The 22,461-nt window shown below is 71.2% G+C and carries 21 protein-coding genes and 3 pseudogenes; 13 read left to right on the top strand and 11 right to left on the bottom strand.

The window, feature by feature from the left end:
• Nucleotides 1–591: biotin/lipoyl-containing protein (locus ACFY01_RS12920; protein ID WP_390735743.1), on the top strand; the 591-nt coding region annotated here is incomplete at its 5' end.
• Nucleotides 592–599: 8 nt separating this feature from the next.
• Nucleotides 600–1,478, top strand: coding sequence for an alpha/beta hydrolase (locus ACFY01_RS12915; protein WP_390735742.1), 879 nt, complete (start codon nt 600–602; stop codon nt 1,476–1,478).
• Between the two features lie 125 nt (nt 1,479–1,603).
• Here ACFY01_RS12915 and ACFY01_RS12910 read toward each other — a convergent pair whose 3' ends face one another.
• Complete coding sequence (locus ACFY01_RS12910) at nt 1,604–1,999, bottom strand: ribonuclease domain-containing protein (RefSeq protein WP_390735741.1); 396 nt, start codon at nt 1,997–1,999, stop codon at nt 1,604–1,606.
• 197 nt (nt 2,000–2,196) lie between these two features.
• Entirely contained in the window at nt 2,197–3,027 is an 831-nt protein-coding gene (locus ACFY01_RS12905) for an AIM24 family protein (protein WP_390735740.1), read from the bottom strand.
• 100 nt (nt 3,028–3,127) lie between these two features.
• Here ACFY01_RS12905 and ACFY01_RS12900 point away from each other — a divergent pair, with 100 nt between their 5' ends.
• Entirely contained in the window at nt 3,128–3,874 is a 747-nt protein-coding gene (locus tag ACFY01_RS12900; RefSeq protein WP_390735739.1) for an SDR family oxidoreductase, read from the top strand.
• Between the two features lie 157 nt (nt 3,875–4,031).
• On the opposite strand, the gene alc is transcribed toward ACFY01_RS12900, so the two are convergent.
• On the bottom strand, nt 4,032–5,147 hold the full coding sequence (alc, locus tag ACFY01_RS12895) for an allantoicase (protein WP_390735759.1): 1,116 nt from the start codon (nt 5,145–5,147) through the stop codon (nt 4,032–4,034).
• 53 nt (nt 5,148–5,200) lie between these two features.
• Nucleotides 5,201–6,538 (bottom strand): allantoinase AllB, encoded by a 1,338-nt coding sequence (gene allB, locus ACFY01_RS12890; protein WP_390735738.1) that lies wholly within the window; start codon nt 6,536–6,538, stop codon nt 5,201–5,203.
• A 216-nt stretch (nt 6,539–6,754) separates the two neighbouring features.
• On the opposite strand from allB, the gene ACFY01_RS12885 reads away from it, so the two are divergent.
• Complete coding sequence (locus ACFY01_RS12885) at nt 6,755–7,540, top strand: IclR family transcriptional regulator (protein ID WP_390735737.1); 786 nt, start codon at nt 6,755–6,757, stop codon at nt 7,538–7,540.
• Between the two features lie 29 nt (nt 7,541–7,569).
• On the opposite strand, the gene ACFY01_RS12880 is transcribed toward ACFY01_RS12885, so the two are convergent.
• On the bottom strand, nt 7,570–7,884 hold the full coding sequence (locus ACFY01_RS12880) for a DUF5955 family protein (RefSeq protein ID WP_390735736.1): 315 nt from the start codon (nt 7,882–7,884) through the stop codon (nt 7,570–7,572).
• A gap of 192 nt (nt 7,885–8,076) precedes the next feature.
• On the opposite strand from ACFY01_RS12880, the gene ACFY01_RS12875 reads away from it, so the two are divergent.
• Both ACFY01_RS12875 and aceB read left to right on the top strand, forming a co-directional pair.
• Nucleotides 8,077–8,676: an NTP transferase domain-containing protein gene (locus tag ACFY01_RS12875; protein WP_390735735.1), complete on the top strand. Its 600-nt coding sequence runs from the start codon at nt 8,077–8,079 to the stop codon at nt 8,674–8,676.
• A gap of 110 nt (nt 8,677–8,786) precedes the next feature.
• A complete protein-coding gene (gene aceB, locus ACFY01_RS12870) occupies nt 8,787–10,421 on the top strand; it encodes a malate synthase A (RefSeq protein ID WP_390735734.1) in 1,635 nt (544 codons plus the stop codon).
• A gap of 3 nt (nt 10,422–10,424) precedes the next feature.
• Here the strand turns inward: aceB and ACFY01_RS12865 are convergent, their stop codons facing one another.
• From ACFY01_RS12865 to ACFY01_RS12855, 3 genes are read right to left on the bottom strand one after another with little or no spacing between them, the layout of a single operon-like run.
• A complete protein-coding gene (locus ACFY01_RS12865) occupies nt 10,425–10,700 on the bottom strand; it encodes a SelT/SelW/SelH family protein (RefSeq protein ID WP_390735733.1) in 276 nt (91 codons plus the stop codon).
• Nucleotides 10,697–11,611 carry a HipA family kinase gene (locus tag ACFY01_RS12860; RefSeq protein WP_390735732.1) on the bottom strand — a complete coding sequence of 305 codons (915 nt, stop codon included), beginning with the start codon at nt 11,609–11,611 and terminating at the stop codon, nt 10,697–10,699. Before ACFY01_RS12860 ends, ACFY01_RS12865 begins: the two co-directional genes overlap by 4 nt.
• A gap of 15 nt (nt 11,612–11,626) precedes the next feature.
• Complete coding sequence (locus ACFY01_RS12855) at nt 11,627–13,135, bottom strand: IucA/IucC family protein (RefSeq protein ID WP_390735731.1); 1,509 nt, start codon at nt 13,133–13,135, stop codon at nt 11,627–11,629.
• Nucleotides 13,136–13,319: 184 nt separating this feature from the next.
• On the opposite strand from ACFY01_RS12855, the gene ACFY01_RS12850 reads away from it, so the two are divergent.
• From ACFY01_RS12850 to ACFY01_RS12840, 3 genes are read left to right on the top strand one after another with little or no spacing between them, the layout of a single operon-like run.
• A complete protein-coding gene (locus tag ACFY01_RS12850; RefSeq protein ID WP_390735758.1) occupies nt 13,320–14,804 on the top strand; it encodes an IucA/IucC family protein in 1,485 nt (494 codons plus the stop codon).
• A gap of 9 nt (nt 14,805–14,813) precedes the next feature.
• Complete coding sequence (locus ACFY01_RS12845; protein ID WP_390735730.1) at nt 14,814–16,079, top strand: VWA domain-containing protein; 1,266 nt, start codon at nt 14,814–14,816, stop codon at nt 16,077–16,079.
• The gene (locus ACFY01_RS12840; protein WP_390735729.1) at nt 16,079–16,894 is read left to right on the top strand and encodes a hypothetical protein; all 816 of its coding nucleotides are present in this window, start codon (nt 16,079–16,081) and stop codon (nt 16,892–16,894) included. The genes ACFY01_RS12845 and ACFY01_RS12840 overlap by 1 nt, the downstream gene beginning before the upstream one ends.
• A 60-nt stretch (nt 16,895–16,954) precedes the next feature.
• Here ACFY01_RS12840 and ACFY01_RS12835 read toward each other — a convergent pair whose 3' ends face one another.
• On the bottom strand, nt 16,955–17,584 hold the full coding sequence (locus ACFY01_RS12835) for a winged helix-turn-helix transcriptional regulator (protein ID WP_390735728.1): 630 nt from the start codon (nt 17,582–17,584) through the stop codon (nt 16,955–16,957).
• An 87-nt stretch (nt 17,585–17,671) separates the two neighbouring features.
• On the opposite strand from ACFY01_RS12835, the gene ACFY01_RS12830 reads away from it, so the two are divergent.
• Nucleotides 17,672–18,880 carry a pyridoxal phosphate-dependent aminotransferase gene (locus tag ACFY01_RS12830; RefSeq protein WP_390735727.1) on the top strand — a complete coding sequence of 403 codons (1,209 nt, stop codon included), beginning with the start codon at nt 17,672–17,674 and terminating at the stop codon, nt 18,878–18,880.
• 9 nt (nt 18,881–18,889) lie between these two features.
• On the opposite strand, the pseudogene ACFY01_RS12825 reads toward ACFY01_RS12830, so the two are convergent.
• Nucleotides 18,890–19,344, bottom strand: a pseudogene (locus ACFY01_RS12825) (ATP-binding protein).
• A 155-nt stretch (nt 19,345–19,499) separates the two neighbouring features.
• Here ACFY01_RS12825 and ACFY01_RS12820 point away from each other — a divergent pair.
• Entirely contained in the window at nt 19,500–20,327 is an 828-nt protein-coding gene (locus tag ACFY01_RS12820; RefSeq protein ID WP_390735726.1) for a helix-turn-helix transcriptional regulator, read from the top strand.
• Nucleotides 20,324–20,530, top strand: a complete 207-nt coding sequence (locus tag ACFY01_RS12815; protein WP_390735725.1) for a DUF397 domain-containing protein — start codon at nt 20,324–20,326, stop codon at nt 20,528–20,530. Before ACFY01_RS12820 ends, ACFY01_RS12815 begins: the two co-directional genes overlap by 4 nt.
• Nucleotides 20,531–20,696: 166 nt before the next feature.
• On the opposite strand, the pseudogene ACFY01_RS12810 reads toward ACFY01_RS12815, so the two are convergent.
• Nucleotides 20,697–20,975 (bottom strand): annotated as a pseudogene (locus tag ACFY01_RS12810) (transposase family protein); the annotation flags it as partial.
• A gap of 876 nt (nt 20,976–21,851) precedes the next feature.
• Between ACFY01_RS12810 and ACFY01_RS12805 the strand changes: the two are divergent.
• Nucleotides 21,852–22,355: pseudogene (locus tag ACFY01_RS12805) on the top strand (tyrosine-type recombinase/integrase); the annotation flags it as partial.
• Between the last annotated feature and the right edge of the window lie 106 nt (nt 22,356–22,461).

The following is a 22,461-nucleotide window of genomic DNA, read 5'->3' as shown; positions in this document are numbered from 1 at the left end:
CGCACCCGCAAGGAAGCCCTGGAGCGGGCCGCCCGCGCCCTGGAGGAGTTCCAGGTCGAGGGCATGGCCACCGCCATCCCCTTCCACCGCGCGGTGGTCATCGACCCGGCCTTCACCGCCGAACCGTTCACCGTGCACACCCGCTGGATCGAGACCGAGTTCGTCAACGACATCCCACCGTTCACGAGCCCCGCCCCCAGCGGAACCGAACAGGAATCCGACCGCGAGACCGTCGTCGTCGAGGTCGACGGCAGGCGGCTGGAGGTGACGCTCCCCGTCTCCCGTCCGGGCCCGATGGTGGACTCCCGTACGGAACCGCCGACGGAGGCGAAGTCCAAGCGCCGTGCGGCGAGGAAGTCCGTGCCGGACGCCTCGGGCGACACCCTCGCCTCCCCGATGCAGGGCACGGTCGTGAAGGTCGCCGTCGAGGAGGGCCAGGAGGTCGAGAAGGGCGACCTGATCGTCGTACTCGAGGCCATGAAGATGGAACAGCCGCTCAACGCCCACAAGGCCGGCACCGTCAAGGGCCTCGGCGCGGAGATCGGCGCGTCCGTCAGCTCCGGCGCGGCCATCTGCGAGATCAAGGACTGAGGCCACCCATGCGCGAGATGCTCAGCCCCATCGGCCACGGCGTGCGCGAGATCGTCGTCGACGCCGGCGGTGTGCTCCTCTCCGGTCTGCTGAGCGAACCGGTGGGTACACCGCCCCGGGCGGTCGTGGTGGCCGTCCACGGTGGAGGCATGCGGGCCGGCTACTTCGACGCCCGGACCCACCCAGGCCTGTCCCTGCTGGAACTCGGAGCCGAGTTCGGGTTCACCGTGCTGGCCCTGGACCGCCCCGGCTACGGTCTGTCGGCCTCTCGGTTCCCCACCGGGCAGACGCTCGCCGAGCAGTCGGTCACTCTGCACGCGGCGCTGGGCTCCTTCGCCCGCCGGCATGACGTCGGTTCCGGGTTCTTCCTGGTGGCCCACTCCTTCGGCGGCAAGCTCGCGCTCACCGCCGCGGCCGACGACACGTCGGGCCGTCTCATCGGCCTGGACATCTCCGGCTGCGGCCATCAGTACGCCGTACCGGCCCACGAGTTACCCCACCCGCACAAGCTGCCCAGCCGGCGGCTCAACTGGGGCCCGTTGCAGCTGTATCCGCCGAACACCTTTGCGAACAGTCGCTCACTGCTGAGCCCCATGCCCGAGCGCGAGTGGAAGGAGGCGGCACGCTGGCCGGACCTGCTCCCCGGCCTGGCCCGGAAGGTACGGGTGCCGGTTCGTGTCACCTTCGCGGAGTTCGAGGCGTGGTGGCGGCACGACGAGGAAGCGGTGGCGGCGCTGACCGGCCTGATGAGCGGGACGCGCGTGTGCGTCGAGCGCCAGCCGGACGCGGGTCACAACATCAGTCTCGGCTGGGCCGCGCGCTCGTACCACCTGCGGGCCCTGGCGTTCCTGGAGGCGTGCCTGAACGGGGCCGGAGGTCCGGCATGACCACCCGGGACCGGTCAACCCGCGTACCGGACGCGGACAGCGCCTCGCCTCGCGGCCGGTAGCTCTGGGGGTCCGCGGGGCGAGGGTGTTTGGTCAGCGGGCTGCGCGGTGGGATCCGGCAGACCTCAGCAGCCGAAGTCGATCAGGTCGAACGTGGCGTAGTGGTCCGCGGTGTAGTAGTCCTCCTGGTACTCCTCGCCGGTGACGATGCGCCGTGCACCGCGCGTGGAGGAGCCGGGCGTCTTCACCGTGTACTCGTGGTAGTAGCCGCTCGACTGGCTGGGCAGGACGTGCTCCCGGTTCTGGAAGACGACCCCGTCCTGCGAGTACGGGAACGGACCGCCCTGGTCGATGAGCTTCAGGGTGGTGTACGCCTGCGAGGGCAGGTCGCTGTAGCAGATGCTGCCGACGGAGTCGGCGGCCGCGTCCGCCGTGCCGGCGGAGACGGTGCCGCCGACGAAGAGGGCGGACAGGAGGGCTGCCGAGGCGCCGATGCGGGTGATGCGTGGGGGGAATCTCATGGGCCTCATGATGACGCGCGTAGACAGTGGCATGTCAATGACAAAGTTGAGGATTTTCCCGTCAAGTCCCATGAGTTTTCGGGAAGTTAACCCAAGGGGCGCCGTTCCTGGCGGGGGCTGGGCGGCCGAAGTCCTCGTCGCGGTACGGGGTCCGCTGTCATCACCTCAGACCCCGCGCGCCCCCGCAACTCATCGGTTCACCCGGCGTGGGTCGAGAAGAGGCCGCCGGTCGGGCCCTGCTTGTCGCCGCCCTGGGCCTTCTTCAGGGCGTTGGCGAGGCTCTCGATCGTGAGGGACTGGAGGATGACCCGGCCGTTGCCCTCCAGGGTGGCCAGGGACAGGCCCTCGCCGCCGAAGACGGCGTTCATGATCCCCTGGCGGTTGAGGCCGCCGACGCGCTGGACGCCGTACTGGATGCCCTCCTCGAAGGCGACGACGCAGCCGGTGTCGACCTCGATGCGGCCACCGAAGTCGGCCGGGTTGAGGTCGATGAAGTTGCCCGCGCCCGCGATGATCACGGTGCCGTACCCGGTGAACTTCTCCAGGACGAAGCCCTCGCCGCCGCTCATGCCGGTGCGGCCGCCCTGGAAGGCGATGCCGAAGTCGACGGTGGACTCGGCGGCGACGAAGGCGTCCTTCTCCGCGAACCACGCGCGCGTGCCGTCCAGTTCCAGGGCGCGCATCTCACCGGGCAGGACGCCCGCGAAGCCCACGGTGCCCTCGCCGCCCTGGGCGGTGAAGTACTGGAACGCCAGCGACTCGCCGGCCATCATGCGCTGGCCGACCTGCATGGCGGTGCCCATGGCCTGGCGCAGCATGCCGCCCATGCCGCCGTTACCGCCACCGCCACCGCCGCCGTTCTGGGACCGGCCGCCGTTGTTCGACGGTCCGCTCAGGCGGGTCTCCATGGTCACGTTCGTCGTTTTGAACAGGAACTTCCCCGCCTCGCAGTACACGGTCTGGCCGGGGCTGAGGTTGACGACCGCCATCTGCATGGCGTTGCCGACGATTTCTTGCTGAAGGGTCACGGGGGGAGAACGAGGGAGGTGGAGTGAAGAGTTCCGGCCGGCCGACATCGGTGTCCGTTCGCCGCCAGCGGTCGCCCGCCGGGGCCGCTGGGATGGACCCATGACCACAAGCAATGGATCTCTCGAAGGCAAGGTCGCCCTGGTGACCGGCGGCAGCCGCGGTATCGGGGCGGCGACGGCGCTGCGGCTCGCGCGGGAGGGCGCGGACGTCGCCCTGACGTACGTGAACGGCAAGGAGGCGGCCGCGGACGTCGTACGGGCCGTCGAGGCGCTGGGGCGCCGCGCGCTGGCCCTGCGCGCGGACTCGGCGGACGCCGAGGAGGCGGCGGGCGCGGTGGACCGTACGGCGCGGGAGCTGGGCGGGCTGGACGTGCTGGTGAACAACGTCGGGGTGGGCGTGCTCGGCCCGCTGGACGGTCTGTCGCTCGCCGACGTGGACCGGGTGATGGCCGTCAATGTGCGCGGGGTGTTCCTGGCGTCCCGGGCGGCTGCCGCGCGTATGGCCGCCGGGGGCCGGATCATCACGATCGGGTCGTGCATGACGCAGCTGGTGCCGGGGCCCGGCGGGACGCTGTACGCGATGAGCAAGTCGGCCCTGGTCGGGCTGACCAAGGCGCTGGCGCGGGAGCTGGGGCCGCGCGGGATCACGGCGAACATCGTCCATCCGGGGCCGATCGACACCGACATGAACCCGGCGGACGGACCGTCCGCGGCGGGGCAGGCGGGGATGACGGCGTTGGGGCGTTACGGGACGGCCGAGGAGGTGGCGGAGATGGTCGCGTATGTGGCGGGGGCCGCGTATGTGACGGGCGCGGAGTTGTCCGTGGACGGGGGGTTCGCGGCGTGAGGGGTGGTGGCGGTGGTGGTGTTTCGCCCCCGCCGCCCCTTCCCGTCCCTGGGGCTGCCGCCCCCAGACCCCCGCTTCGGCCCTGAACGGGCCTCGTCCTCGAACGCCGGACGGGCTGGAGTCTGCCTGGACCGGCGTTGGAGAAGCACGGCGCTGCTCAGCCGCCCAGCTCCCGGCTGCGTGCCGACAGACTCGCCGCTCCCGGCTCCGTCAGTGAGCCGAAGAGCCGCAGGCGGGAGATTCCTCCGTCCGGCCATATGTCCACGCGCGCGTGCGTGCCGACGGCGGGGGCCGGGAGGACGAAGCGGTGGTTCGTGTCGGGCTGGAGGCGGGTGCGGGGCAGGGCTTCCCGCCACTCGCCGTCCTCGCCGTCCTTCAGGGACACCGATGCCCAGCCGGCGCTGTTGCCCTTGAGGTACGCCGTGTCGATCTCCAGGGCCCGGACCTGGGCCTGGGCGGTCAGCCGGTAGCGGATCCAGTCGTGGCCGCGGTCGCGGCGGCGGCGGGTCTCCCAGCCGTCGTCCATCTTGTGGGAGCGGCCCGGCTGGATGGTGTTGGCGGCCGGGGAGTAGAAGCGGTCGGAGGCGTCCTCGACCCGGCCGCCGTTCTCCAGGGCGACCACGTCGAAGGTGCCCAGGACCTCCAGCCACCGCGGGTCCGGGACGACCTCGCCGTACACGCGCAGGCGCGCGATGCCGCCGTCGGGATGCTGGTTGACCCGCAGGTGGGTGATGCGCTGCTCCACCGACACGGAGAAACCATTCGCCGCGTGGCCGCCGACCGGCGTGCGCGGGACCAGCGTCGTCCACTTCACGTCGCCGGACAGCAGGTCCTCGGGGGACGGGGAGCCCGGCACCGAGGCGCCCTCGATCGACACGGCCTGCGGGTGGTTGCCGCGGAAGTGGGCGGTGTCGACGACGATGCCGCGGATCACGCCCGGCGCGCCGAGGCGGACCAGCGCCCAGTCGTGGTCCTCCGCCGTGGGCCAGGGTTGCTCGGCCGAGGCGCCGCGCCGGCGGCGGGTCTCCCAGCCGTCCATGATCTTGCCCTTGTGCCCGAAGCGTTCGGGGTCGAACTCGGCCCGGCCGGGGCGCAGCAGGTTCTCGCGCTCGGCGAAGAACTCGTCGTTGGCGGCGATGACACCGGCGCCGAGCCGCCGGTCGGCGAGGTCGGTGTGGTGGGTGAAGGGGAAGTCCGCGGTGCGGTAGTCCGCGTACGGGTCACCGCCTCCGTAGGGGTTCGCGTCGCCGGTGAAGCTCTCGATCGCCGTCACGTCGATCAGGGGTTCCTTTCGGGTCTCGGCCACTGCGGGTGCGGAGGCGGGTGTCAGGGGGTCCGGGTGAGCAGGCGGCCCTTCGGCTCGGTGAACTCGCCGTCCGCCACGATGCGTTCGCCGCGCAGCCAGGTGGACTTCACGACGCCGGTGAGGGTGCGGCCCGCGTACGCCGTGACCCGGTTGCGGTGCTGGAGCGCCGCCGGGTCCACGGTGAACGTCTCGTCCGGCGCGAGGACCGCGAAGTCGGCGTCGCGGCCCGGTGCGATGGCGCCCTTGCGGTCGAGCCCGGCCAGCTCCGCCGTGCGCTCGGACATCCAGCGGACCACGTCCTCCAGGCCGTGCCCGCGCCTGCGGGCCTCGGTCCACACGGCGGCCAGGCTCAGCTGGAGGCCGGAGATGCCGCCCCAGGCGGTGGCGAAGTCGTCGGTCTTGAGGTCGGCGGTGGAGGGCGAGTGGTCGGTCACCACGCAGTCGATGGTGCCGTCGGCCAGCGCCTGCCACAGCAGGTCCTGGTTGGCGGCCTCGCGGATCGGCGGGCAGCACTTGAACTCGCTGGCGCCGTCCGGGACCTCCTCGGCGGTCAGCGTGAGGTAGTGCGGGCAGGTCTCGACCGTGACGCGGACGCCGTCCGCCTTCGCGGCGGCGATCAGCGGCAGCGCGTCGCTGGAGGACAGGTGCAGTACGTGCACGCGCGCGTGCAGGCGCCTGGCCTGGTCGATCAGGCTCGCGATGGCCGTGTCCTCGGCGTGGCGCGGCCGGGAGGCGAGGAAGTCGGCGTAGCGGGGGCCGCCCTGCCGGGGGGCCGCGTCCAGGTGGTGGGGGTCCTCGGCGTGCACGATCAGCAGGCCGCCGAAGCCGGCGATCTCGGCCAGGGACCGGGCCAGCCGTTCCTGGTCGAGGTGCGGGAACTCGTCCACTCCGGACGGGGACAGGAAGGCTTTGAAGCCGAAGACGCCGGCCTCGTGCAGCGGGCGCAGGTCCTTGACGTTGTCGGGCAGGGCACCGCCCCAGAAGCCGACGTCGACGTGGGCCTTGCCGGCGGCGGCCTCCCGCTTGGTGCGGAGGTGGTCGACCGTCGTGGTCGGCGGGAGGGAGTTGAGCGGCATGTCGACGAGGGTGGTGATGCCGCCGGCCGCCGCCGCACGCGTGGCGGTCCAGAAGCCTTCCCACTCGGTGCGGCCGGGGTCGTTGACGTGGACGTGGGTGTCGACCAGGCCGGGCAGCAGCACGTGGTCGCCCAGGTCCTCCAGGCGGGCGTCCCCGGGTACGGGCTCGTCGTACGGCAGGACGGCCGTGATCGTCCCGGCGGACACCGCGACCGAGGCCGGGCGGGTCCCTTCCGGGGTGATGACCCGCGTCGAGCGCAGTACCCGTTCAGCCTCGGACACCCCGGACCCCTTTCCGTCGCCGTTCACTCGCGTGAAACGGGATTTACACCCACGTAACGGAATTCAACTTTCTGTTGAAGGAGTCTTCACTCCCACTTCCCCGCAGTCAAGAGGCACACTGCTCCCCGGTGCCGTCGAGGCGCCGCAATGGACTTTTCCGCAGAGCGGAATTAAGCTTCCGAAGAACAGAATACCCTTCGGAAGGGGAAACGCGCCGTGCCGACGTCCCGCGCCAGCACCACCGAGTCCGCCCGGTCCGCGGGCGGCGGTGGGGTCCAGTCCCTCGAGCGCGCCTTCGACCTGCTCGAACGGATGGCGGACGCGGGCGGCGAGGTCGGCCTCAGCGAGCTCTCGGCGAGCAGCGGGCTGCCGCTGCCCACCATCCACCGCCTGATGCGCACGCTCGTGTCCTGCGGATACGTGCGCCAGCAGCCCAACCGGCGCTACGCCCTCGGCCCCCGCCTGATCCGCCTGGGCGAGTCGGCCTCCCGGCTGCTCGGCACCTGGGCCCGCCCCCACCTCGCCCGCCTGGTCGAGGAGACCGGCGAGACGGCGAACATGGCGTTGCTCGACGGGGACGAGGTCGTGTACGTGGCGCAGGTCCCGTCCAAGCACTCCATGCGGATGTTCACCGAGGTCGGCCGGCGCGTCCTGCCGCACTCGACCGGCGTGGGCAAGGCGCTGCTCGCGACCACCCCGGACGAGGAGGTGCGCGCGCTGCTGGCCCGCACCGGCATGCCGGCCGCGACCGACAAGACGATCACCACGCCGGAGGGCTTCCTGGCGGCCCTGGCGGACGTGCGCCGGCAGGGCTACGCGGTCGACGACAACGAGCAGGAGATAGGCGTCCGCTGCCTCGCGGTGTCCGTCCCCGACTCCCCCACCGCCGCCGCCATCTCGATCTCCGGCCCGGCCGGACGGGTCACCGAGACGGCCACGGAGCGGATCGTGCCGGTCCTTCAGCAGGTGGCGGCGGAACTGTCCCAGGCACTGTCATCCTGAGCCGGTGCACCGGCACTGCGACCCGAACGTCAGCCGCGCGGCGGCTCGCCGAACAGGTCCACGGCGTCACGGACGTCCGACAGGCCCCGCGAGAGGGCGCTGACGGAGCCGATCGCGCTCGCGATCAGTAAAAGGGAGCGGCGCAGCCGCGGTATCTCGGGGATGCCGCCGGCCGTCATCGCGGCCAGCGCGGCGAGTTCGTCCTCGGCGATCCCCCGGTCGGGGAACTCGGCCGGGTGCGCGGCCAGTTCCCGGCGCAGGCGGGAGACCGCTGTCCGCAGTTCCGCCACTCTCGGATCCTCGTCGCTGCCGGTCACTGGCCTCTGCCCCAAGCTCCGCAACACAGCCCTCCCCCTCACACTCCGTCGCGCGCCCACACTCCCCGTCTCCCCCCGGCGCACGCCCCCCATGGCACTGGCCGGGCGTCGGGGACGCGGGCCAGTAAACGCCACCCGGTGCGGGGTGCGCCAGCGTGCGGACGGAAATTCAGTCCACGGAAACCGGCCGCTCCGCCCGGCGTCGGGTATGCAGGACGCATGACGGACAACCAGCACCGGATCGCCGGGCTGCTCCTCGCCGCGGGGGGCGGAAGACGGCTCGGCGGACGACCCAAGGCACTGCTCGAACACCGCGGCCGGCCCCTGGTGGAGCACGCGGCCGGGGTACTGCGCGCGGCCGGCTGCGAGCGGGTGCACGTGGTCCTCGGGGCCGGCGCGGACGTCGTACGGGAGCGGGTGCGGCTGGCCGGATGCGTGCTCGTCGAAAACCCGGGGTGGGAGGCGGGCATGGGCACATCGCTGCGGGCGGGGCTGGACTCGCTGGCCGGCACCGGCGCCCCGGCCGCGCTGGTCTCGCTCGTCGACCAGCCGGGCATCGGACCGGAGGCGGTGGCGCGGGTGCTCGCCGCGTACCGGGACGAGCGGTCCCTGGTCTCGGCGGCCTACGACGGGGTGCGCGGCCACCCCGTGCTGCTCGGCGCCGCGCACTGGGCGGGCATCGCGGCGACCGCGACGGGCGACCGCGGGGCACGCGCGTATCTGAGGGAGAACGCCGGGGCGATCACGCTCGTCGAGTGCGGGGACGTGGCCCGGCCCTACGACATCGACACCGAGGCCGACCTCGCACACCTGGAATGAGCGGGCGGCCGAGAGAGGTGGCTTCAACATCAACAAACGATTGAAGTTCCACGATGAGGAAACTACTATCCACTGACACCCGGTGCCACCGCTGAAGGAAGTGACAGCTCATGTCCGCACCAGCGCCGTCTCCGCTGGCCATCGTCGACGCCGAGCCCCTGCCCCGGCAGGAGGAGGTCCTGACCGACGCGGCACTCGCCTTCGTGGCCGAGCTGCACCGGCGGTTCACCCCGCGCCGTGACGAACTCCTCGTGCGCCGCGCCGAGCGCCGCGCCGAGATCGCCCGCACCTGCACGCTCGACTTCCTCCCCGAGACGGCCGCGATCCGCGCCGACGACTCCTGGCGGGTGGCCCCGGCCCCGGCCGCCCTGAACGACCGCCGGGTGGAGATCACCGGTCCCACCGACCGCAAGATGACCATCAACGCGCTCAACTCGGGCGCCCGGATCTGGCTCGCCGACTTCGAGGACGCCTCCGCGCCCACCTGGGAGAACGTGGTCCTCGGCCAGCTCAACCTGATCGACGCCTACACCCGGAACATCGACTTCACCGACCCGGCCTCCGGCAAGTCGTACGCCCTGCGCCCGGACGAGGAGCTGGCGACCGTCGTCACGCGCCCACGCGGCTGGCACCTGAACGAGCGCCACCTCGTCGACGCCGACGGCCGCCAGGTTCCCGGCGCCCTCGTCGACTTCGGCCTGTACTTCTTCCACAACGCCCAGCGCCTCCTCGACCTCGGCAAGGGCCCCTACTTCTACCTGCCGAAGACCGAGTCGCACCTCGAGGCACGCCTGTGGAACGAGGTGTTCGTGTTCGCGCAGGAGTATGTCGGCCTCCCGCAGGGCACCGTCCGCGCCACCGTCCTGATCGAGACGATCACCGCCGCGTACGAGATGGAGGAGATCCTCTACGAACTCCGCGACCACGCCTCCGGGTTGAACGCGGGCCGCTGGGACTACCTGTTCTCCATCGTCAAGAACTTCCGTGACGGCGGCGCGAAGTTCGTCCTGCCGGACCGCAACGCGGTCACGATGACCGCTCCGTTCATGCGGGCGTACACCGAACTCCTCGTCCGCACCTGCCACAAGCGCGGCGCGCACGCGATCGGCGGCATGGCGGCGTTCATCCCCTCGCGCCGGGACGCGGAGGTCAACAAGGTCGCCTTCGAGAAGGTCCGCGCCGACAAGGACCGTGAGGCGAACGACGGTTTCGACGGTTCCTGGGTCGCCCACCCGGACCTCGTGCCGATCGCCATGGAATCCTTCGACCGGGTGCTCGGCGACCGGCCGAACCAGAAGGACCGCCTGCGCGAGGACGTCCACGTGACGGCGGCCGACCTGATCGCCATCGACTCCCTGGACGCCCGGCCCACGTACGACGGGCTCGTCAACGCCGTCCAGGTGGGCATCCGCTACATCGAGGCGTGGCTGCGCGGCCTCGGCGCGGTCGCCATCTTCAACCTGATGGAGGACGCGGCCACCGCCGAGATCTCCCGCTCGCAGATCTGGCAGTGGATCAACGCGGGCGTCGAGTTCGAGCACCACGGGTCCATGGTGAAGGCCACCCCGGAGCTGGCGCGGGACGTGGCCGCCGGGGAACTGGACGGCATCCGGAAGGAGATCGGCGAGGAGGCCTTCGCCGCCGGACACTGGCAGCAGGCCCACGACCTGCTGCTGAAGGTCGCCCTCGACGAGGACTACGCCGACTTCCTGACGCTGCCGGCGTACGAGCAGCTCAAGGGCTGACGCTCACGCGGGCGTGTCCGAGTGGCCCAGGGACCTGCCCGGGGCCACTCGGTCGCGTACGGCCCGCTTCACCGCCGTCGGCTCCGGAAAGCCCTGCTCCCGCCGGTCCCACACCACCTCGTCGCCGACGCGGACCGTGAAGACCCCGCCCTTGCCGGGCTTCAGGGACAGCTCGGTCAGCTCGTCCTCGAAGGTCGTCAGCAGCTCCTGCGCCAGCCAGGCCGCGCGGGGCAGCCAGCGGCACTGGGTGCAGTACTCGATCTCCACACGGTGGCTCATCCCAGGTGCACCGACCAGTCCTGCTCCGCGGCCGGTTTGCCGTGCAGGTCGGGGACCCGCTTGAGCCAGTTCGGCCGGCCCTGCTGTGTCCGCGCCGCGCGCCGGGCCTCCTCGGCGGCGAGTTCGTCCCGGCCGGGGAAGTCGGTGGGCAGCCAGGTCCCGGAGGCCCGCACGCGCGTGTGGAGGTAGTCCACGTACGCGCCGCGGATGTCGTCCGGCGTGGCGAAGCCCTCCTCGCCGGCCAGCCAGGCGTCCGGGACCTCGGCCACGATGTCCCGCAGCAGTTCCCGGGTGACCATGGGGGCGAGCTCGGCGTCGGCGGCCCGTACGTCGGGGGCGTAGTGGCCGAGCGCGTGGTGACGGAAGTCGTACGCCTTCGTGGGGTCGGAGGCGTCCCAGCGGTGGTGGAAGATCAGGGCGGCACCGTGGTCGATGAGCCACAGGCGTGGCGGGACCGTCCCGAAGGTGGGCCAGATCATCAGGTTCGAGCTGTGGACCGTGCGGTCGACGTTCACGGTCAGGGCGTCGAGCCAGACGATCCTGCCCGCCTCCAGCGGGTCCACCGCGAAGGTCTTGGCGATCTCCGGGGTGAAGTCCTCGGCGCCCGGCAGGTAGTCCATGCCGAGGTTGACTCCGGCGCTGGCGCCGTGCAGCTCCCGTACCTCCTGGTGGGGCTCGTGGGCGGCGATCGCCGGGTCGAAGTGCACCAGGACCAGTTCGGGGAAGCGCAGGCCCAGCGCACGGGCCAGTTCACCCACGATCACCTCGGCGACCAGCGCCTTGCGGCCCTGCGCGGAGCCGGTGAACTTCACGACGTACGTGCCGAGGTCGTCGGCCTCGACGACCCCGGGGACGGAGCCGCCGGAGTGCAGAGGGGTCACGTATCGAACAGCAGTCACGTCGCGCAGCACACCGGCCAGGGTAATTCAGATCATGTACGGGGCCAGTGGGTTCGGCAGTGGCAGGTAGCGGGCGTCGGCGCCGTCCGCGCCGGTCCAGCGCAGCAGCAGGTTCGTCTTGCCGGGCAGGGTGGGCGAGGCGAGCAGGGCCGGGATCTCCGGGAGGGGGTGGGCCGCGAGGGCGCGGCGGGCGGCGGGCCAGGGGTCGAGGCCCGGGTGGTGCTCGGCCAGGGCGGCGGCGATCTCGGTGAGGTGGTTGACGACGAGGCAGTACACCAGTCGTTCCCAGCCGGCCGCGCGGGAGACGTCCGGCAGCAGCTTGACGCCCTCGGCGTCCCGGAACAGCGCCTGGACGGGCATGCCGGACGCGTCGACGGCGACCAGGGTGTTCTGGAGGTGCGCCTCCAGCACCACGCCGTGGTCGGCGAAGGCGGTCAGGGCCGGGGGGACGACCTGGCGCAGGTACGCCTCCCACCAGGCCGCCGGGTCGGTGGCGTGGGCGAGGGGGTTGCCGTCGAAGCCTTCCACGAGTCCGGCGGCGAGCAGGGGGGTGGCGCCGGGCAGCAGGTGGCCGCGCAGGCCGTCGCGGACCAGGACGGCCAGTTCCTCGAAGGCGAAGGCGGCGGTGCGGTAGCCGCGGTCGCCGAGCCAGGCCGCCGGGCCGTCGCCCGCGGCGAGGGCCCGGGCCGCAGCCGTGTCGTTGCGGCGCAGTTTCACCAGGTCGTGGCGCCACAGGCGGCGGATGTCGTTGGTGATGCGCACGTCCAGGCTGAACTTCAGGTGCAGGTCGCGGCGAGGCTCGTACAGGGTGCGTACCGCCGCCGTCGGCCAGGCGACGAACGCGGTCGTGCCCAGACGGACCAGGCGGCCGTCGGCGAAGGCGGGGGCGAGGGCGGGTCCGGCGAGGTCGAGCTGCCAGGGGTGGGCGGGCAGCAGCCGGTAGCCGGGCGGGGCGGTGCCGAGGGCGTCGAGGGCGGAGGTGTCGCCCTCCTCGGCCACCTCGTCCTCGCGCACCCCGAGCAGTACCAGCGGGAAGCGGGCGTGTGCCTCGGGGGCGTACGGCAGCCAGCCGGTGACGGGGCCGCCGCCGCGTGCCTTGGGCGCCGGGTGGTGAGGATGTCCGGTGATGAGGGACTGTTCGGAGCGCAGGTACGGGTCGTCGGGCGGCGTCGCCAGGGCGCGCGCGGTGAGCAGCGCGGCGACCGCGTCCCGGCTGTCGGTCATCTCGACGGGCAGGTCGTCGTTGGAGATCCCGGTGTGCCGGCGCAGTTCCTCGGCGACCAGCTTCACCAGCTCGGGGTGGCCGACACGCTGCCAGACGCCCGCCGTGCGCACCTCGGGTTCGGCGGGCCGCCGCCGGCCGCGCACCCGCAGCAGGCGGTCGGTGCCGGGCAGCCGGTACGTCCGCCGTTCCCCGGACACGGTGAGCGGCTCGGCCACCTCCCGCAGCAGACAGTTGAGCAGGGGGGCGGCCGCGTACGCGTCGGCGCGGTCCGCGTCGCGGTCGCTCGGGGGCATGTGGTCCACGCGATCCATTCGTTCTTCGTCCGGGATCCGATCGCGATCAGTATGTCTGTCGTGCCTGGCAATCGTGCCCGTCAACCACTGCGTACCCGAGGAGCCGACCGTGTACCGCCCTCCCGTCTCCGACCACCACCCTTCCAAGGAAGGCCCTGCGGGCCCCTCCACTGCCGACGCCGAGGTCGAGGTCGCGGAGGAGCTGGCCGCCGTCCGGCCCGACCTGGTACCCCGGTACACGGCCGCGCTGCCGGGTGCGCGGGCGGCCGTGCTGACCCGTCTGTGGCGGGCGCTCGCCCATGAGCCGCTGCCGTGGATCACCGGCAGGACGGCCGGGCCGGGGGGCCTGCTCCTGCGGCTCGCCGACGGCCGGGTGCTGCGCGGCCCGCACCCGGATCCGTACGCGACCGACGCCTACGTCACCGCCGTCCACCTCGACGCCACGGCCCACGACGATCCGGCCCGGCTGATGACGGACCTCGCGGTGGAGCACGCCACGGCCTTCGCCGCCGAGCTCGGGCACAGTGTGGCCTCGCTGGCGCTCTCGCGCGCCGGGCAGCCGGATCAGCTTGATCATCCGAAAGAGTGGCCGGACCGGGACTGGGAGTGGGAGCAGCGGGTGGTCGACGGACACCCCTTCCACCCCAACTGCCGTTCCCGGCCCGGGTTCTCGGTGGCCGAGCAGCTCGCCTACGGGCCGGAGCACCGGCCGGTGGTGCGGCTGGGGACGGCCCCGGTCCCGGCGCGGGAGTGCCTGGTCACCGGGGACTGGCCGGACGAACTGCGAGAGGGGGAGCACCTGTTGGTCCCCGTGCACCCGTGGCAGACGGCGCACGTGCTCACCCGCCCCTGCGACGCATGGTCGGACGCCCATCCCCTGATGTCGCTGCGCACCCTCGCGCTGCCCGGCGGACCCCACGTCAAGACCGCGCTGAGCGCCCGGCTGACCTCCTCGGTGCGGGACATCTCGGCGTACTCGGTGGGCGCCTCGGCGACGCTGTCGGCGTTCGCGGAGGAGCTGGCGGCCCGCACGGACGGTCTGCTGCACGTCACGCGCACCCTCGGCGCGGTGTCGGCCGGCTCCCCCGATCTGGCGGCCCTGCTGCGCGAGTCACCGCGGCTGTACGTCTCCGGTGACGAGCACGTCCTGCCCGTGGCCGCCCTCGCCACCACCGACCTGCCCCGCTCCCCCGCCTGGCTGGCCGACTTCACCCGGCTCGCCCTCCAAGTGGGCCTGCGCCTGCTGGAGCTTGGTGTCGCCCTGGAGGCCCACGGCCAGAACCTCCTGGTGGTCCTGGCGCAGGACGGCACCCCCCGCCGGCTGGTCTACCGCGACCTCGCCGACATCCGGATCAGTCCCGCCCGCCTCACCCGTCACGGCATCAAGCCCCCCGACCTGACCGGCCGCCTCATCACCGATGACGAACTCGCCCTGCGCCGCAAGCTGTTCGGCTCCCTGGTGGCCGGCGCCCTGGCCGCGACGGCCGGTTCCGGACCGGCCCTCGCCACGGCCCTGGAGACGGCCGTACGGGATCTGCGGCCGGGCCCCGACCTGACGGCCCTGCGCGAATACCCCCTGCCGACGAAGGCGTTGACGCTGATGCGGCTGTCGCCGGGGACACCGGGCGACCAGTGGACCACCCTGCCCAACCCGCTCGTTTTGGAGCCCGGCACCCGAGATCAATAAGATCCGCCGATGATCAGAAGACAACGGCTGGCGGCGGGGGTCTGTGCCCTGCTCGCCGCGCTGACGGCAGGGCTCGCGTTCCCCGCCGGGGCGGTCGCCGACGAGACGGACGGCAAAGCCGCTCCCAAGGTGGAACTCGTGCTGGACGTCAGCGGTTCCATGCGGGCGCGGGACATAGACGGCGGGTCGCGGATGGCCGCGGCGAAGCAGGCGTTCAACGAGGTGCTCGACGCGACGCCCGAGGAGGTCCAGCTCGGCATCCGCACCCTCGGTGCCAACTACCACGGCAACGACCGGAAGACGGGCTGCAAGGACACCGCGCAGCTCTACCCGGTCAGCACGCTGGACCGCACCGAGGCCAAGACCGCGGTCGCCACGCTGACGCCGACCGGCTGGACCCCCATCGGTCCCGCGCTGCTGAAGGCGGCCGACGACCTCGACGGCGGTGACGGCACCCGCCGGATCGTCCTGATCAGCGACGGCGAGGACACCTGCCAGCCGCTGGACCCCTGCGAGGTGGCCCGCGAGATAGCCGCCAAGGGCATCGGGCTGACCATCGACACCCTCGGCCTGGTGCCGGACGCCAAGACCCGCGACCAGCTCAGCTGCATCGCGGACGCGACGGGCGGGACCTACACCGACGTCCGGCACAAGGAGGAACTCAGCGACCGGGTGGGCCAGTTGGTCGACCGGGCCGCCGATCCGGTGGTGACGCCGGTGGCCACGCAGGGCGCGACGCAGTGCTCGGACGCGCCCGCGCTGAAGTCCGGCCTCTACACGGACCGTGAGGAGTTCGGGCAGCAGCGCTGGTACAAGGTGGACGTCAAGCCCGGTCAGGAAGTGCGTGCTTCGGTGAGCGTGGCGGCCGACCGGGCCGTGGGCCCGGACTACGGGGTGCTGCTGCGGGCCGTGACGGTGCACGACCGGGAGATCGTGCGCGGTGAGGCCGCGGGCGACGGCCGTACGGACGTCATCTCGACGGGTCTGCGCTACCCGAGGCCGGAGAGCGACGACGACAACGCCCCCGCCGAGACCGTGTGCCTCCAGGTCACCAACTCCTTCTCGCCGGCCTCCGGGGTGAAGACCACGCCCGGTCTGCCGCTGGAGCTGACCGTGGACGTCGTGGACGGACCGGACAAGGCGAGCGACGTGGCCTCCTTCGGCCTCGGGCGCGGCTGGTGGCTGCTCGGCGCGCTGGTGCTGACCGGCTTCCTCGCGGGTCTGCTGTGGGGCTGGGTGTCACGCTGGCGGGTCGCGGTCTGGAGGACCAACTGATGCGTATCACACGTGCGTTCGGCGCCGCGCTGCTGGCGCTCGGGGCCGCCCTCGGGCCGGCCGCGGGTCCGGCCGTCGCCGACTCCTCGCCGTCCCCGAGCGCCTCGGACGACAGCAAGGCGCCCACCCAGGCGGGCACTTCGTTCCGCACGGCGACCGAGATCGACCAGGGCGAGCAGGCCACGGCCAGCGGTTCCACCGGCGACTACATGTACTGGTCGTTCCCGGCGGACTCCGGCCAGCGCCCCACGGTGAAGGCGACCGTGAAGCTGCCGGGCTCGCACGCCACCCAGACCTGGCAGATCGACGTGTACGACGGTCTGCGGCGCCGCCAGTCCTGCCAGTACGGCGCCCAGACCCGCACCGCCGCCCAGGGCACGACCTCGGTGGACCTGGCCTGCGTCCTGCGCACGGTCCGCGCCTGGTCGGAGCCGTGGGCCAACGACCCGCTGCCGGGCACGTACTACATCCGGCTGACGGTCCTCGACCTGACCTCGGCCGACCTCGGCAAGCCCGTCAGCGCCGAGGTCCGGGTCGACTCCAAGGACATCGGCGGCGCGGCCGCGGTGGACGGCTCGCTGGCGAAGCCGCTGGTCCCCGGGATCGCCGTCAAGTCCCAGAACGGCGAGGACGGTACGGGCAAGTCGGCCGTGCTGTCCGCGATCGAACCGGACGACGGCTGGTCCTCCGGCTGGTGGACAGACCGCTGGGTGTGGACCGCGGTCGGCGGTGTGCTGGCCGCGCTCGCCGGCATCGGCGGGTACGCGCTGACCCGCGGGTCGGGACGCCCGCGAGGGGTGCCGCCGAACGCCTGACGTGACAGAAGGCCCGCCGGATTCGACGCCCGGCGGGCCTTCGCCTTTTCCCGCCCCTTCTCACGTCTCCCGCAGCGCCTTGGCCACGGCCCCGTCCCCGGTGACCTCGACCCGCCCGTCCCGCACCGCCTCCCGCAGCCCCAGTTCGCCGCATGCGAGGGCCGTGCTCGTCCCGGCGTCCGTCACGAGCCGGGCGTCGGGCTCACCAGGAGCCGGTCCGTCGCCGTACACCGGCCCGTCCCCGGCACCGAGACACAGGTGGAAGTCACCTTCTTCCAGCCGGACTTCGACAACCCCTGTCTCCCCCTCAAGCTCCCGCAGCAGCGGCAGCGCGAACCAGTGGGCGCGCACCGCGTCGGTGGGCCGCCGCTCCCCCAGCTCGGGCCGGCCCCACTCGCCCAGCGCCTGGAGCACCGGCAGCAGTTCCTGTCCCCTGGCGGTGAGTTCGTACACGAACGCGGCCCCGGGCGGAGGCAGCCTGCGCCGGGTCGCCAGCCCGTCCCTCTCCATGTCCTTCAGCCGCGAAGCGAGTACGTCGGTGCTCACGCCGGGCAGGTCCGCGTGCAGGTCCGTGTAGCGGCGCGCGCCGGCGAGCAACTCCCTGACGATCAGCAGGGTCCAGCGGTCGCCCACCAGGTCGAGGGCGCGGGCGGCGGAGCAGTACTGGTCGTAGCTTCGGCGAGGTGACATGCCCCGCAGTCTAGACATGTCGTTGGACTTTCCAAGCTCGAACTTGGTAAAACCAAGCAACACATCGAACCGGAGGGGCGAGCGCGCATGGAGTTCCGGCAGTCGAACAAGCTCAGCGAGGTCTGCTACGAGATCCGCGGCCCGGTGATCGAGCACGCCGACGCACTGGAGGCGGCGGGCCACAGCGTGCTGCGCCTGAACACCGGCAACCCCGCCGCCTTCGGTTTCGAGGCGCCGGAGGAGATCCTCCAGGACATGATCCGGATGCTCCCGCAGGCGCACGGCTACACCGACTCGCGCGGCATCCTCTCCGCCCGCCGGGCGGTGGCCGGGCGCTACCAGTCGCGGGGCCTGGAGGTCGGCGTCGACGACGTGTTCCTCGGCAACGGCGTGTCCGAGCTGGTCTCGATGGCCGTACAGGCGCTGGTGGAGGACGGCGACGAGATCCTCATCCCGGCCCCGGACTTCCCCCTCTGGACGGCGGTGACCACGCTCGCCGGCGGCAAGGCGGTTCATTACCTCTGCGACGAACAGGCCGACTGGTACCCGGACCTGGACGACATGGCGGCGAAGATCACCGACCGCACCAAGGCCGTCGTCATCATCAACCCCAACAACCCCACCGGCGCGGTGTACCCGAAGGAGATCATCGAGGGCATCCTCGACCTGGCCCGCCGGCACGGCCTGATGGTGTTCGCCGACGAGATCTACGACCAGATCCTCTACGACGACGCCGTGCACCACTCGGCCGCCGCCCTCGCCCCCGACCTGGTCGTCCTCACCTTCTGCGGCCTGTCGAAGACCTACCGCGTGGCGGGCTTCCGCTCCGGCTGGCTGGTGGTGACCGGCCCCAAGCAGCACGCCAAGGACTACCTGGAGGGCCTGACCATGCTGGCCTCCATGCGGCTGTGCGCCAACGCGCCCGCGCAGTACGCCATCCAGGCCGCGCTCGGCGGCCGCCAGTCCATCCGCGAACTGACCCTGCCCGGCGGGAGGTTGTACGAGCAGCGCAACGTGGCCTGGGAGAAGCTCAACGAGATCCCGGGCGTGTCCTGCGTGAAGCCCAAGGGCGCCCTCTACGCCTTCGCCCGCATCGACCCCAAGGTTCACCCCATCCACGACGACGAGAAGTTCGTCCTCGACCTGCTCCTCCGCGAGAAGATCCAGGTCGTCCAGGGCACCGGCTTCAACTGGCCGACCCCCGACCACTTCCGCATCCTGACCCTGCCGTACGCGGAGGACCTGGAGGCGGCGATCGGGCGGATCGGGCGGTTCCTGAGCGGGTACCGGCAGTAGCCACGACGGTCACGTCAGGACGACCTCGCACCAGACCGTCTTGGTGTACGGGTCCTGGCAGGTCGTCCCCCAGTGGGTGGACAACGCCTCGACGAGGAGGAGGCCCCGGCCGGACTCGCTTTCGGACGCGGCCGGCGAAAGGGTGCCAGGAGCGGGTGGACGGCGATCGGCTCGGGCGTCGGTCACTTCGATGCGGAGCGTGGGGTCCTGCGGGTACAGGGTGAGGCGGAGGCGGAAGTCCCGGCCCTGCACCCGGCCGTACAGCACCGCGTTCGTCGCGAGTTCGGCCACCAGCAGCGTCGCCGTGCGATTGGCCTCGCCGTCATACGGCCAGCCCCGTGGAGCCGCTCGGCCGCGAGGTGCCGGGCGAGGCGGGCGCCCTTGGGGGTGGCCGAGAGACGGATCGTGAAGTGGTCCGTGGGAGCGGGGCGTTCACCCGTCGCGGTGGCGATATCGGCGTTCATGTCACTCAGCGTGCTCGGCTGTCCCTACTGTGAACAGCAACGACGACAGTACGCAGCGTCACCGTACGGTCACCGTCCGGGCCTGTCCGGAGGGTGCCGCGTGACGCGGCGGGCCGGTGGGGCGTTGGGCACCGGCGGCACGTGGAGGTGGGCGGATGGAGTCATACGGCGGCGAGGACGAGGAGTCGGCGGCCGTACTGCGGACGGTCGGCAAGGTCGTCAAGATGTGCCGGGAACGGAAGGCACTCACCCAGGCCGAGTTGGGGACGGCCATCGGTTACAGCGAGGAGCAGGTGTCCTCGGTCGAGCGGGGGCGACGGGCGCCGAAGGCGCAGTTCCTTGAGGCGGCCGACCGGGTGCTGGACGCGGGCGGGATGATCGCCGGGCTGACGAAGGACGTGGAGGAGGCCCGGTATCCGAAGAAGGTGCGGGATCTGGCGAAGTTGGAGGGGGAGGCGGTTGAGATCTGCGCCTACGACAACTCCGTCGTCAACGGCCTCCTACAGACGGAGGAGTACTTGAGGGCCGTGTTCGGTTCACGGCGGCCCGCCTTCTCCGAGGAGGAGGTGGAACAGCGTGTCGCCGCGCGGCTGGCACGGCAGACGATCGTCGATGCAAAGCGGATGATCCCCGCCTTCAGCTTCGTTCATGATGAGGCTGCCCTGCGGAGGCGGGTCGGGGGCAGAATGGTGCTACGCCGACAGCTCGAACGGCTGTTGGACATCGGGCAAAGGCGAAACGTGGAGATCCAGGTACTGCCCATGGATCGCGAGGACAACGCCGGTCTCGGTGGACCTTTCCACCTGCTGCGGCTCAGGGAGGGCACCACGGTGGGGCACAACGAGGTACAGCGCACGAGCCGACTGATCTCGGAGCCCAAGGAGGTCCAGATCCTGGAGTTGCGCTATGGAGTCATCCGAGCCCAAGCGCTTCCGCCGCGAGAGTCGCTGGCCTTCATCGAGAAAGTCCTTGGAGAGACATGAGCGTGAAGCCCTCGGCCGGTCACGGCTCCGAGTTGCAATGGTTCAAGAGCAGCTACAGCACCGACGACGGGCCCGCCTGCGTCGAGGTCGCAACAGCCCCCGGCACCATCCACGTACGCGACTCGAAGCACAACCACGGCCCCCAACTCGCCTTCGGGACACAAGGATGGACCGCCTTCATCTCGTACGCCGCCGATCACTGACGTACAACATGCTGGCGCCCCGCGTCTGGTCCCGCACCGGGCGCGGCCGTAGTCAGCAACGGCTCGATCTGGTCCCATGAGACACGCCTCGGCCGTCCATGGCCCGGACGTTGATCAACTACGGCCCGCCTGACCGCATGTCGAGAAGCCGGAGCCGTCTGGCTCGAAGATGTGGCCCCACACCATCGATGATCCTGCCGGCCGCAGACTTCGAGATCCCAAACAGCGGCGCCAGCTGCCGCAGCGTCAGATTCGTTCGTCAGTACGCTGCCACCAACAAGACCCGGTCCTCCAACGGCAGGCCCCACGGTCGACCTCGCTGAACGCCATCAACCCCTTGCCTGCGAACAGTCGTGACCAACTTGCTGAAGCTGCGAGGGCTCAACCCGGTAAACGGGCCTATCCAAGACGGCTGCGACTGCGACGCCGTGATCACTCCAGCCACGAAGAGATCATCCCAGGACCGTCACAGGCGTGGGCCGACTCCCACCGTCACAGCTCCCACCACAAGTCCATGTTCGAGTGGACGCGCTCGCGCAAACAGCTTGAGTTGGAGTACACAAGCTGCCCCACGTTGCTGGAGTGTGCGGGACCAAGCCGGAGCTCATTCGCATCGTCGTCCTGCTCGAGATCGACGACGAGCCAGCAGAAGCAACAGGTGGGGTTCCGATCCAACGACGCACTCCCTCGTGGTCCCGCCAACGGCGCAGAGCACGTCACACCTTACGTCCCGAGCGACACGCCAAAGCGGGACAGCCTTTAGACAGACGCTCGGCTGAGGTTCCCCAGCCGAGCGTCTTGCGGGGGCGGACGTTGCGCCACTCACGGCCGATCCAAAGGTTGACCCCGACTCGTCTGGACGCCTCAAAATTGCCGAACCCGAGCTGCATGAGCCGGAAGTATTCCTCTCCCTCCCGTTGCAGCTTGCGGGGCCTTTGCTCCTTGCGCCTCTTCCGGATCTCGAAGTCCATCGCATCCCCTGAACTGGGGTGTTGCGAAGACCACTAGAACGGAAGTACCACCTGATGGGGTTTCACTCTGCAGGGCGGAATGACGCAGGAAGGTCGATGTACCGCCCAGCGGAACGCCGACCTCATGCCACGTGCGAGAAACTGGCGAAATACACGAATAGATCCTCGCCCGTTCCTTCAAGCGTTAAGAAACCACTTTCCCCTCTTCCCGCAACAAGATCTGCACCTTCGACGGAAATTGCGGATCATCCACCATTACCGAGCAGATCACAGAATCGCGGAACCCCACGAATTGCATTCGGGCATAGTCGTTCGGGTCGTGCAATACGAGCCACCCAGACGGACAGGGGCGCATCAGCGCAGGCGGGCTCACCACGCTCCCCACCAAGACCCGGGCCTCCGAACGCCGCATCGCCCTGCCTACCCGCTGTGCCCAGTCGCTGAAGCTCCACCGCGAGCAGCAGCAACGCGAACGGGAGGCCGCAGGCACCACGCGGCAGGACAGCGGGCACGTGTTCACCACCGCGCAGGGCGGAGCGATCGACCCGACCAACCTCACCCGCGCGTTCACCGCGCTCCTCCGCCGCGCCGGCCTCCGCCGAATCCGCTTCCACGACCTCCGGCACTCGACCGCGACCCTGCTCCTGGAGCAGGGCGTCGAGCTCGTCGTCATCAAGGAACTCCTCGGCCACGCCCACATCGGCGTCACCGCCACTGTCTACGCCCACGTCCGACTCCGCCTCCAGCGCGACGCCATCGACACCCTCAGCACCGCGCTCGGCAGCCGGGAGACCACCGAGACGGCACGTTCCGGCGGCGCTGAACCGCCACCCTGCGCCGCCCCCGTCCGCTGACGTTGCCGTCAACTACTGCCGTCATGGCCCACGGGAGCCCCATCCACGGGGCTCCCGTTTTGCTACAGCACTTTGCAGATCAACCCACGTCGACGCCTGGCGTATA

Source organism: Streptomyces sp. NPDC001480 (genome assembly GCF_042894725.1).
Lineage (GTDB): Bacteria > Actinomycetota > Actinomycetes > Streptomycetales > Streptomycetaceae > Streptomyces.
This window is presented reverse-complemented; position numbering and strand designations above follow the sequence as displayed.